This window comes from Candidatus Alistipes pullistercoris (genome assembly GCF_027665465.1).
In the GTDB taxonomy this organism is placed as follows: Bacteria; Bacteroidota; Bacteroidia; order Bacteroidales; family Rikenellaceae; genus Alistipes_A; species Alistipes_A hominis.
In genome coordinates this window covers 118,736-130,737 of sequence record NZ_JAQDED010000008.1, presented here as the reverse complement: position 1 = coordinate 130,737, position 12,002 = coordinate 118,736, and the positions used below count along the sequence as shown (strand labels likewise).

Here is a 12,002-nt window from a genome sequence, read left to right as displayed (position 1 = left end):
TGTAACTCATATTGTTGTGTATTTAACTGTTATTGATACTATTGGAAATGCCCCTTATACCCTCGGAAAATAATTCGAAGCAGCGCACCTTGTTCGGGTAAAAAATATTAAATTTGTCCGAAAATTAACATTTCACGATGAAACCTAACATGAGAGGCGTGGGGATCGCCCTGATAACCCCGTTTTCGGAAGACGGATCGGTCGATTTCGGCGCATTGGAAGCGCTGGTTGAACGGGTGACTGCCGGCGGGGCCGATTACCTGGTCGTGCTCGGAACGACGGCCGAAACGCCTACGCTGACTGCCGACGAGAAAGAGGCGGTCGTCAGTTGCGTGGTTCGGAAGAATAACGGACGCCTGCCGGTCGTGCTCGGAATGGGCGGTAACAATACGGCCGAAGTGGTGGCTTCGATCCGCAAAACCGATTTTACCGGGATCGATGCGATCCTTACGGTCACTCCTTATTATAATAAGCCTTCGCAGGAGGGTATTTATCAGCATTACAAGGCGGTTGCCGCTGCGGCTCCGTGCGGAGTGGTGCTGTACAACGTGCCGGGACGTACCGGCGTCAACATGAAAGCCGAAACCGTGCTGCGCCTGGCGCACGATTGTCCGAACGTCGTCGCGGTCAAGGAGGCCAGCGGATGCCTGTCGCAGGCGGCTTATATCCTGCGCGACCGGCCGGAGGGATTCGCCGTGGTTTCCGGCGACGATAACCTGACCCTGCCGATGGTGGCGCTGGGCGGGGACGGGATCATCTCCGTCGCAGCTCAGGCTTTCCCTGAGAAATTCTGCCGGATGGCGCATTTGGCTCTCGACGGCCGCGTGAAAGAAGCGGCTTCGCTGCACCTTCAGATGATGGAGGCGGTCGATTCCCTGTTCGAAGAGGGGAATCCGACCGGCATCAAAGCTGCGCTGAGTTGTCTGGGCGTGATCGGCAATTATTTGCGCCTGCCGCTGGTGCCTGCCAGCGACCGGTTGGTCTCCAAGATCGACGGCCTGCTGAAAGCGTACGAACTCCGTTGACCGCTTCGCGGGCCGACCGAATAAGCCCTAAATTTCGTCCGCGTCAAATATTTTTATATTTTTAGCGTTTATTAAGGGTGAAATATAAAGATATGAGACGAATTGTTTTCTCTTTGGCGGTGTTGATGTTTGCAGGGGTTTTGTCCGCTGCGGCGCAGCAGGATACGGTGCGGACACAGGCCCCGGATAACGACGCGATCCTCCGGGAAACGATCAACAGCGCTTCCCCTTACTATTACCCGACGCTTTTCACCCGTTATCTGACCGGCGATACGACTCTGACGGATACCGACTACCGTTATTTGTACTACGGTTTCGTATGGCGTCCGGAATACAAGCCGTTCGAGACGCCGGCGGCCCGCGACAAGATCCTGCAAATTCTGGAGGCCGATTCGCTGAACGAGGCGGACTACCGGCGGGTTATCGCCTACGGGAACGAGGTGTTGAAAAAAGAGCCGTTCGATCCGGGAGCGATCAATTTCCTGATTTACGCTTACGGCGGGATCGGAGATACGCTGAACGAGCGGATCAACTATTACCGGTTGCAGGGGGTGCTGAATGCGATCAAGTCTTCGGGAACCGGACTGAGCGAGGAGTCGCCGTGGCACATCATCTATTTTTCGCATGTGCGCGATTTTCTGGCCAGCGAGAATATCATTTGCGGCAAGGAGCGCGTGATCAGTCGGACGGTGGCTTATACGCCGCTGCTGGTGAAGGAGAAAGGAGTTAAAGGATATTATTTCGATTTCGGGCGGATCTATTGGCAGCGGCCCGACAAGGAGCCCGAAAAGCGCAGTAGCGGATGGGAATTCAACGGACTGCCGTTGAAAAGGCGGGCGGCGCCCAGTGTGGAGAAGGTTGAGTAAAAACAGTTATTAAGAAGACAGAGAATGAAACGTAAAGGATGGATTATTTTGGCGGTCGTGGCAGTCGTTGTGCTGGGCGCTTATTCATGGTTGAAAGGAAGTTACAACGATATGGTCAGCCGCAGCGAAGCCGCTACGGCGCAGTTGGGCAACATTGAGAATCAGTATCAGCGTCGCGCCGACCTGATTCCGAATTTGGTGAGCACCGTAAAGGGTTACGCTGCCCACGAACAGAATACGCTGGAACAGGTAGTCGAAGCGCGTGCGAAAGCGACGCAGACCCGGATCGACGTGAACGATGCCGCCGCTATGGCCCGTTTCGATCAGGCGCAAGGCGAGCTTTCGTCGGCGCTCAGTCGGTTGATGGCTATCTCCGAGAGTTATCCCGACCTGAAAGCCAACCAGAACTTCCTGGATTTGCAGACGCAGCTCGAAGGGACGGAAAACCGGATTGCCGTCGAACGGCGCAAATTCAACGATGCCGCGCAGCAGTTCAACACCTATATCAAAATGTTTCCGCGCAACCTGCTGGCCGGGATGTTCGGATTCGCCCCGATCGGTTATTTCGAAGCGCAACCCGGCTCGGAAGTCGCTCCTAAAGTCGAATTTTAACGGGTCGCATATCGATGAGATCGCTGTTAAGGATCTTTGCCTGCTGGTGCGGCGCGGCTTTGCTTTCGCTGCCGCTCGTCGCGCAGCAGTTGCCCGATCAGATGTCGCCGCCGCGCTTGGTCAACGATTTCGCCGGATTGCTCGACGAGGCGCAGCGCCGGTCGCTGGAACAAAAGCTGGCGGATTTCGACCGCGAGACTTCGACGCAGATTACCGTCGTTACGGTGGACGATCTGGACGGTTACGCTCCGGCCGACTATGCGCAGCGGCTGCACGACAAGTGGGGAGTCGGACGCAAAGGCAAGGATAACGGGATTCTGATTCTGGTCAAGCCGTCGCAACCCGATTCCCGGGGCGAAGCCTACATTTCGGTGGGATACGGCCTGGAAGGGGTGATCCCGGATATTACCGCCGGGCGGATTTTGGATCAGGAGATGATCCCGGAGTTTCGCCGGGGAAGCGTTTATGACGGGTTGGACAAGGCGACGAACGTACTGATGCAACTTTCCCGCGGGGAATTCACGGCCGATCAGTATGCCGGTCGAGACGAAGGCGGCGGAGTCGCCGTCGGGCTGGTAGCGATTCTGGTGCTTTTCTTTTTGTTTGCCGCCGGCCGCAAGGGAGGAGGGCATGGAGGCAACGGCAGCCGCGGCGGGGGAGGGTGGTTCCCCCCGATTTTCCTGGGCGGCGGGTCGCGTGGCGGAGGCAGTTTCGGAGGCGGAGGTTTCGGCGGTTTCGGAGGCGGAATGTCGGGCGGCGGCGGAGCCGGACGTTCCTGGTAGGTTTGATAACGAACAATAATACGGATTCGATGGGAAAATTTTACTTTTCGGTTTTAGGGCTGATAGCCTGTCTGTTTTTCTCCTGCGGAAAGAATGAAGATGGAGGAAAAATCGATCCGCCGCCTGTAAAGAGCGGGCGGACGATCCTGGTCTATATGGCCGCCGATAATAATTTGGTGAACTCCGCCTGGCAAAATGTCGATCAGATGCTTGTCGGAATGGAGTCGATCGACGGGAACCTGATCGTCTATATCGATCCGCAGGGAGGTACTCCCCAATTGTTGAAGATCGAGTCGGGAGGCAAAAAGACGGTCGTCGAGGAGTATGCGAAAGAGAATTCCGCATCGACGTCGGTGCTGAGCCGGGTGATCGCGCGTACCAAAGCGCTGTATCCGGCCGAATCCTACGGGCTGGTGCTGTGGTCGCACGGATTGGGCTGGGCGCCTGCCGGAGTGATTCCGAAAAGCTATTCGGCGGACGATCTGTGGCGGAAAGATCCGAATGCGCCCCTTACCAAATGGTTCGCTCAGGACGGCGCCAATTATATCGACATTTCCGATCTGGCCGGGGCGTTGCCCCGGGATCGGGAATTCGACTTCCTGCTGTTCGACGCCTGCTTTATGGGGAGTGTCGAGGCGTTGTACGAACTGCGGAATGCCGCCAAATACATCATCGCTTCTCCGACGGAGATCCTTTCGTCCGGTTTTTCGTACGATGCGATTTTGCCGGAACTGTTCGCGGATACGCCGCGGTTCGAAGAGGTCTGCCGACTGTTCGTCGATTACTACCGGCAATCGTCGTCTACGTGGCCCTATGCCTCGGTCGGTCTGATTAAAACCGACGAACTGGACGCGCTGGCTGCGGCTGCCAAAGCGTTTTACGCCTCCGCTTCGCCCGCTTCGGCGGATGTGTCGCAGGTTCAGTATTTGGAGCGGATGCAGACCCACGTTTTTCACGATCTGCTGGACTATTATTCCAAAATCGGCGGAGATGCCGCTCTTTATGCCGCGTTCGCCGGGCAACTTCGCAAAACGGTGGTTTACGAAGATCATACCGAGTACGTTTTCAGCGCCTATTCCGGTCCGGGAGTAGGACCCTTTAATATGTGCGTCAAGCTGAATACTTTCTGCGGACTTTCCACGTACGTTCCGCGCGACCTGTCCGCGTTGCAACTTCTGCAAGAATCCTATAAGGAAACCCCGTGGGCGAAAGCGGTCGGGATCGCTTACTGAGTTGCGGCGCTCTTTTCTGCCGATTCTTCCGGCGACATGATGCCGCCTCCGAGCGCTTTGTAAAGCGTGGCGTAGCTGCTCATCGTTGCGCTGAGCGTCTCCGCGTAATCGGATTGCGCGTCGAATAATGTTCGTTGCGTTTCCAGAACGTCCAAGTAACTGATCTGTCCGGCGGCGTACTGCTGCTGCGACAGCCGGTCGGCTTTTTCGGCAGCCGTTACCAATGTCAGCATCGATTCGAGTTGGGTACGGTAAGTGCGGACGGCTGTCAGCGCGTCTTCGACCTCCCGGAGCGCCTGCAGAAAACATTGCTCGTAATTCATAATTGCCTCGCGGTGTTTCTCGCGCATGATCTGTACCCTGCGTTTGTTGGCTCCGAAATTGAAAACCGGCCCCGTAATCCCTCCTGCCGCCGACCACATCCAAGCATTGTGATCGAACAGCTTTTTGAATTCCTCGCTGAATACGCCGCCGTTTCCGGTCAGCGCGATGCTCGGAAAACGCATCGCCTGCGCCACGCCGATCTGAGCGTTGGCAGCCATCACCTGATAGTAAGCTTCGACCATGTCGGGCCGACGGGCGAGCAGGTCGGACGGCAAACCGGCGGGCACTTCGGCCGGAATGCGGAGGTCGACCAGCGGAGTGTGTTTGCCGACGACCTGCGAGGGATTTTGTCCCAGCAACAGGCTGAGGGCGTGTAACGCCTGCTCGCTGGCGCGTTCGTACTGGGCATTCGCCGCGGCGGCCGTGGCATAGGCCGCTTCTCCCTGGCGCAGTTGCAGCTCGTCGATCGAGCCGATCGCATAGCTTTGTTGCTGCAGCGCGTAGGTCGCTTCGCGGGAAATGCTGGTCTGTCGGGCGGTTTCACCGGCATATTCGTACTGCAGGTAGGAAAAATAGGTCGATGCCACCTCGGCTACCAGCGAAACCAACACGCCTTGCGCCGCCCGGTCGGTCGCCAGCAGTTGCGCGCGGTCGGCTTCGCTCATCCGCCTGATTTTGCCGAACAGATCCAGTTCCCAGGAGATGCTCGGTTTGATGATATAGGTTTCCACCGGTTTGTCGCTTTTCAGCCCGATGAAAGATTCCGTACCGTACTGTCCGGTGACGCCGTAGCTTACCGACGGCCACAGACCGGCGCGGGTCTCCTTCAGCGTCAGCCGCGCCTGTTCGACCCGGGAGAAGGCGATTTCGACGTTGCGGTTGTTCTCGATTGCCGTCGCGATCAGCCTCGTCAGCGTCGTGTCGTCGAACAGTTGCCACCAGTAGAGATCCGTTGCGGCGGTGCCGGCCGCTCCCATGTATCTCGGCGGGGTTTCGACGACCGGCGCTTTGAATTTCGGACCGACCGTGCAACTGCCCGCAAAAAGGACGATCAGCGGGAATATCCGGATAAAATATCGTTTGTTCATATCGAATCGCATCATGATTTATTTTACGGCCGGACTGTTTTCCGTCGCGGCTTTTTGATTTCGTTTTTCTTCGTAACGTCCCCATTTTCCGATCAGCACGAACAACCCGGGGTAAGCGAACAGTCCGATCAGCGTGGCGATCAGCATGCCGCCGAACAGCGCCAGCCCCATGATGTTGCGCGCGACGGCATTGCTGCCGGTCGCGAAGATCAGCGGTAGTACGCCCATCAGGAACGCTACGGCGGTCATGATGACCGGCCGCACCCGCAGTTTGGCTCCTTCGAGAGCCGCCTGTTGCAGGTTCATGCCTTCGCTGAATTTGTCGCGGGCGTATTCCACGATCAGGATCGCGTTTTTGGCCGCCAGTCCGATCAGCATGATCAGCGACACCTGCATGAAGATGTCGTTGACGTATATCGGGTCGAACAGGTGCGCCAGGTAAGTGAAGCCCATCGCTCCGAGCAGCGCGAACGGGATGCCGAGCAGGATGCTCAACGGCAGGCTCCAGCTTTCGTACAGCGCGGCGAGAATCAAAAAAACGAAGATCACCGCATAGAGGAATACGATTCCCGCGCCGCTGTTGTGGGCTTCCTGGTACGACATGTTGCTCCATGCGTAGCCCATGTCGTCCGGAAGCACCTCGTCGGCGACTTCCGCGAGGGCGGTCCTCGCTTCGTCGGTCGAGTATTTCGTCGAAGGCAGTCCCGTCACTCCGGCCGAGCGGTAGAGGTTGAAGCGGTTCGTGAACTGCGGCCCGGTCGTGTCGCGCACCGTGATGAAGGCCGACAGCGGGACGCTTTCACCCCGGTTGTTCGTCAGATAGAACTGGCTGATCTTCGATTCGTTCAGCCGGTACTCGCTTTCGGCCTGGATATAGGTTTGGTACATCCGGCCGAAACGGTTGAAGTTGTTGACGTACATGCCGCCGAGATAGGCCGACACCTGCGTATGCAGTTCGTCCAGCGAAACTCCCGCGCTCAGTACTTTGTCGTTGTCGATCGAGATCGCCTTTTGAGGCACGTCGGCCTGGAACATCGTGCTGATGCTGGCGATTTCGGGGCGCTTCTTGGCCTCTTCGATGAATTTTCCGGTGTATTCGGCCAGGTATTGCGGCGTGTTGCCGCCCTTGTCCTGGATCATGATCGTAAAGCCCGAACTCGGTCCCAGGCCGGGAATCGACGGCGGTCCGAACGTAAAGACTTCGGCAGCGTCGATCTCTTCGTAAAGTTCCATGTTCAACGCTTCGGTGATTTGCGCTGCGGTCATCTTGCGTTTGTTCCAGTCTTTCAACCGGATAAATATCAGACCACTATTCGGCGATTGCGTGCCGGCCAGCAGGCTGAATCCGGCGGCCGAGGTGACCGACTGGACATTGTCGTTTTTGTCGAGAACGTCGTTGATCTGCTTGATGACCGCTTCGGTGCGCGTCAGCGAAGCGGCGTTGGGCAGTTGGATGTTGGTAATCAGGTAGCCCTGGTCTTCGTCCGGTAGGAATCCGGTCGGGATCTGCTTCATCAGGATGACGACGGCCGCCGCCGAAATGCCGATGAACAGCAGCGTTCGCGCGCTGTGTCGGACGATCACGCCGCTGGTTTTCAGATAGCCGTCGACGCCGCTGGTAAAACGGCGGTTGAACCACCGGAAAAACCGGTTGTCCGTCTGGCCCTCTTTCTTGGGACGCAGCAGCAGCGAACAGAGCGCCGGACTCAGCGACAGCGCGTTGATCCCCGACAGGCAAACGCTGATGGCGATCGTGATGGCGAATTGTCCGTAGAGTTTCCCGGCTGCGCCCGGCATCAGTCCGACCGGCAGAAATACGGCCATCAACACCGACGTCGTCGCAATGATCGGCGAAGCGACGGTCTTCATCGCCGCGATCGTGGCGTCCCGGCCGTTCATGCCTTTTTCGATATTCACCTGGACGGCTTCGACGACTACGATGGCGTCGTCGACTACCAGCCCGATCGCGAGTACCAGTCCGAGCAGCGAAAAGACGTTGATTGAGAATCCGAACAGCGGGAAGACCATAAAGGCTCCGATCAGCGAGACCGGAATCGCAATCAGCGGCACGATCGTGGCCCGGATGTTTTGCAGAAAAAGATAGATGACCAGCACGACGAGCAGCAGCGCCAACAGCAGCGTCGTGACGATATCCTGGATGCCGAGCACGATCGTATGCGTCGAGTCGACTACCGTGTTGTACTGTACGCCGTCCGGGAACGATTTCGCGAGGTCTTTCATCAGCGAGTTGACCTGCCTGCCGACCTCGACGGCATTGCTGCCCGGCGACTGGTTGATCAGCAGCAAACAGGCCGGGTGTTCCTGGAAGGAGGCCGTCGTGCTGTAAGATTGTACGCCGAGTTCTACCCGCGCGACGTCCCGGAGTCGCACCAGCGAACCGTCCGGATTGGCCCGCAGCACGATCCGTTCGAACTCTTCGGCCGTACTGTACTGGCCCGGCATCCGTACCGTATAGGTGAATTCCGGAGAGCCGTCGTTCGGTTCGGCTCCGAGCTGACCGCCGGGAACGACCTGGCTTTGCTGGCCGATCGCCGCCGAAATATCGCCGACCGTGATGCCGAGGTAATCCATCTTATCCGGTTTGACCCATATCCGCATCGCGTAAGGACCGCCGCCGAGCACCTGGACGCTGCCGACGCCGTTGATCCGCGAGATCGGGTCTTTCATGTTGATGATTGCGTAGTTGGCCAGGAAGTTCTCGTCGTATCGGCCGTCGGAAAACAACGACAGTACCATGATGAAGCTCGTCATGGTTTTTTGCGTGGTGACGCCCTGTTGGATCACCGGCTGCGGTAGCATCGGCGTGGCCGACGAGACGCGGTTCTGAGTGAATACGGTGCTCATGTCCGGGTTGCTTCCTACGCCGAAGGACACCTGTAACGACATGCTGCCGTCGTTCGAGTTGGTCGACTGCATGTAGATCATGTCGCTCACTCCGTTAACGCTCTCTTCGATCGGCGTGGCAACGCTCTGCTCGACCGTGAGCGCGTCGGCTCCCTGATACTGAGCCGTCACTTCGACCACGGGCGGCGTGATGTCAGGGTATTGCTCGATCGGCATGCTTTTGATGGCGATCAGTCCCAGCACTACGATCATGATGGCGATGACCATGGCGAATATCGGACGTCTTACGAAAAAGTTTCCCATAGTTTTCTATTTTTGGAGTGAATCGGCGACGGTCATCGGCTCTACGACCGCTCCTTCACGAACTTTGTGGAAACCCGAAGTGACGACGCGCGCTCCGGAGTCGAGTCCGGAGTTGACTACCCACATATTATTATAGGTATTGCCGAGGGATACGATGCGCTGTTTCGCCCGTCCGGCCGAATCGAGCGCATAGACGCTGCTGATGCCCTGCGTGCGCATTACCGCTTGTTGCGGGATCAGCAGCGCCGACCGCAGCGTGTCGACGACGGTGCGGATGCGGGCGAACTGCCCGGGGCGCAACAGCGTATCCGGATTCGGGAACGAAACCTGTGCGTTCAGCGATCCGGTGCCCTGCTCGACGGCCCGTCCGATAAAATCGAAGTGCCCCCGGTGCGGATAGGCGATGTTGTCCGAGATCGTCAGCATGATTTCGCTGAAATCGGCCCTGCCCCGACGTATCAGATCGAAATAGGTGTCTTCCGGGATGAAGAATACCACGCGTATCGTATCGACCTGCGAGACGGTGTTCAGTACCGCATATTGCGATCCGGGGCCTACGTAGTCTCCGGTGCGGGCTTTTGTCTGTCCGATAATGCCGTTTACGGGGGAGAGTACCTGCGTGTAACTTTGTTCGATTTCGGTGTATTTCAATGCAGCCTGAGCTGCTTTCAGAGCCGCCTGGGCTGCCGATAGCCGCGAGACGGCGGCGTCTAGGTCGCTTTTGCTGGCAGCGTTGATGGTTGCGAGCGGTTTCACGCGTTCGTAATTCTGCCGGGCATTGGTCAGTTCCGCTTCGGCCTGGCTGACCGAGGCCTGCCGCTGAGCCGTTTGCGCGGCGTAAGGGGCCGGTTCGATCACGTAGAGCAAGTCTCCCTTGTGTACGAATGTCCCTTCTCTGAAATAGATTCCGCGCAAAAATCCGCTTACGCGCGCCTGTATCGTGATGTCCGATTTTCCGTAGGTCTGGCCTACGAAGTCCATCCATATCGGAATATCGCTCGTCGTCGCTTCGGCTACCGGCAGTTCGAGCGGCGGCGTCTGCGTCTCTCGCTTTCGTTTGCAGCCCAACAACAGGGCTCCGGATAAAATCAGAATCAGAAAGGTAGATTTATTCGCTTTCATACGTTTAGAGTTTACCGTTATTCTGTCAAAAAACATACCGCTTATTGACGGTGGTATTGTTTTGCAGGAAGGGGTACTCTTTTTAAGTCCTTTTTTTTCTTATTATGTCCTTTTTGAAGTTACAGGGTTGTGAATTTTGACGCTTGGCGGTTCAAAAACGATTTTGTGGAAATAATCCCCCGAAATGTGAGGGGGTGTCCGAAAAAGATCGAATTTATGCCGAGTCGTAATTTTAGGTTACTGTTTTTTATTAAATCCGGGTTTCAGGCAGGGATATTACGTGTTTTTACCGGATTTTGACGAGATAATTATGCGTTTAATAGAATTATTGTTTTAAATCGTAATTTAAATTATTTGTGATTTGTGTGTGTATTTTGGGGGGTGTATGTTTTAAAATAAGTATTTATATTAAAATATACCCCATAAAATTTGCATTATAGAATTTAAAAATACTATATTTGCATCAAACGATTGAATTTGTGGTTATGAAGCCTGAGGATTTTACTTATTATTTTTCGTTGGCAGAAAATCCCCGTATGGGGATTGAACGGAAAATCTGACAAAACGGTCCGATTCGTCGAAACGGATCGGAGTCCGGGAAAAGAAATGAGTTGTTGATCCATTTAAATGAAAGGCTATGAAAAAGAATTTATCCATTGTACGTATGATGTTGGCGGCGATAGTGTTTTCGACTTGCGCGCCGTCTTTAAAAGCCCAGTCCGGAGTGGTGGTGAACGTGGGAGCGGACCTCGTGAGCGGATATGTGTGGAGGGGGGTCTATCAGATAGGATCGGGGGCGAGTGTTCAGCCTTCGCTCGGATTGGCTTATAAAGGATTTTCCATCGGAGCCTGGGGCTCGACCAGCTTGCGGGAAGGTTTCAAGGAGCTGGATCTTTCGGCCGGTTATTCGGTCGGCGGTTTTTCGGTCGGAGTCACCGATTACTGGTGGGCCGGACAGGGCGCTCCTTTCTATTCCGATTATCTGAATACGCACCTGTTTGAGGGGACGCTGGGCTATCATTTCGGCAAAAAGTTTCCGTTGCACGTCTCCTGGAGCACGATGTTCGCCGGGAATCTCGACAAAGTGGACGGCGAGCGGAAGTTTTCGACCTATATCGAACTCGGTTACGATTTCCGGATCAAAGGCGTCGATCTGACCTGTGCAGTCGGCGTGGCGCCGTGGGACGCTCCGGCATGGCTAACTCCGCGATGGGGCGACAAAGGGTTTCAGGTTTCGAATATTTCGCTGAAAGCCTCCAAAACGATCCGGATTACGGATTCTTATTCGCTGCCGGTCTTCGTGCAGGCCGTCGCTTCGCCGGCGACCGATGATGCGAGTCTCGTATTCGGGATATCTTTTTAGTTCATTCACCATAAAATCCAAGCAAAATGAAAAAGATCGAGGCAATTATTCGTAAGACCAAGTTCGAGGAAGTGAAGGAAGCTTTGCTCGCAGCAGACATCGAGTGGTTCTCTTATTACGACGTTCGAGGGATCGGAAAGTCCCGCCAGGCCCGTATCTACCGCGGAGTGGTGTATGATACCAGTTCCATCGAGCGGATACTGATATCGATTGTTCTGCGCGATAAGAATGTGGAAAAGACGGTGCAGGCCCTTCTTAAATCGGCTTTTACCGGCGAGATCGGCGACGGGCGCATATTCGTCATTCCCATCGACGACGCCATCCGCATCCGTACCGGTGAAAGGGGCGATATCGCCCTTTACAATGCGGAGCTGGAGAAATAGTTTTTTCGAGGGCTTGTTATTGAACGAACACGAAGTA

General features: G+C 55.8%; 10 protein-coding genes. 7 read left to right on the top strand and 3 right to left on the bottom strand.

What is annotated here, in order from left to right; genetic code table 11:
- The first annotated feature begins 137 nt into the window (after positions 1-137).
- The 5 genes from dapA (at position 138) to PGR91_RS11150 (ending at position 4,517) form a co-directional block, all read left to right on the top strand.
- Positions 138-1,025 (top strand): 4-hydroxy-tetrahydrodipicolinate synthase, encoded by an 888-nt coding sequence (dapA, locus tag PGR91_RS11170; RefSeq protein WP_055206005.1) that lies wholly within the window; start codon positions 138-140, stop codon positions 1,023-1,025.
- Between the two features lie 92 nt (positions 1,026-1,117).
- Positions 1,118-1,891, top strand: coding sequence for a DUF4919 domain-containing protein (locus PGR91_RS11165; RefSeq protein WP_228385778.1), 774 nt, complete (start codon positions 1,118-1,120; stop codon positions 1,889-1,891).
- A 24-nt stretch (positions 1,892-1,915) separates the two neighbouring features.
- Positions 1,916-2,503 carry a LemA family protein gene (locus tag PGR91_RS11160; protein WP_055206001.1) on the top strand — a complete coding sequence of 196 codons (588 nt, stop codon included), beginning with the start codon at positions 1,916-1,918 and terminating at the stop codon, positions 2,501-2,503.
- Positions 2,504-2,517: 14 nt separating this feature from the next.
- Positions 2,518-3,285 (top strand): TPM domain-containing protein, encoded by a 768-nt coding sequence (locus tag PGR91_RS11155; protein ID WP_055205999.1) that lies wholly within the window; start codon positions 2,518-2,520, stop codon positions 3,283-3,285.
- A gap of 29 nt (positions 3,286-3,314) precedes the next feature.
- Positions 3,315-4,517 (top strand): clostripain-related cysteine peptidase, encoded by a 1,203-nt coding sequence (locus tag PGR91_RS11150; protein WP_145996569.1) that lies wholly within the window; start codon positions 3,315-3,317, stop codon positions 4,515-4,517.
- On the opposite strand, the gene PGR91_RS11145 is transcribed toward PGR91_RS11150, so the two are convergent.
- Genes PGR91_RS11145 through PGR91_RS11135 form a run of 3 tightly spaced genes read right to left on the bottom strand, consistent with a single transcriptional unit; the run spans position 4,511 to position 10,219 of the window.
- Positions 4,511-5,944, bottom strand: a complete 1,434-nt coding sequence (locus PGR91_RS11145) for an efflux transporter outer membrane subunit (protein ID WP_118656924.1) — start codon at positions 5,942-5,944, stop codon at positions 4,511-4,513. The genes PGR91_RS11150 and PGR91_RS11145 overlap by 7 nt on opposite strands.
- Positions 5,945-5,947: 3 nt before the next feature.
- Positions 5,948-9,097, bottom strand: a complete 3,150-nt coding sequence (locus tag PGR91_RS11140; protein ID WP_118656922.1) for an efflux RND transporter permease subunit — start codon at positions 9,095-9,097, stop codon at positions 5,948-5,950.
- Positions 9,098-9,103: 6 nt separating this feature from the next.
- The gene (locus tag PGR91_RS11135; protein WP_101573308.1) at positions 9,104-10,219 is read right to left on the bottom strand and encodes an efflux RND transporter periplasmic adaptor subunit; all 1,116 of its coding nucleotides are present in this window, start codon (positions 10,217-10,219) and stop codon (positions 9,104-9,106) included.
- 637 nt (positions 10,220-10,856) lie between these two features.
- On the opposite strand from PGR91_RS11135, the gene PGR91_RS11130 reads away from it, so the two are divergent.
- Together PGR91_RS11130 and PGR91_RS11125 are read left to right on the top strand one after the other, a co-directional pair.
- The gene (locus PGR91_RS11130; protein WP_101573306.1) at positions 10,857-11,582 is read left to right on the top strand and encodes a TorF family putative porin; all 726 of its coding nucleotides are present in this window, start codon (positions 10,857-10,859) and stop codon (positions 11,580-11,582) included.
- Between the two features lie 26 nt (positions 11,583-11,608).
- Positions 11,609-11,965: a P-II family nitrogen regulator gene (locus tag PGR91_RS11125; protein ID WP_055205988.1), complete on the top strand. Its 357-nt coding sequence runs from the start codon at positions 11,609-11,611 to the stop codon at positions 11,963-11,965.
- Positions 11,966-12,002 lie beyond the last annotated feature (37 nt).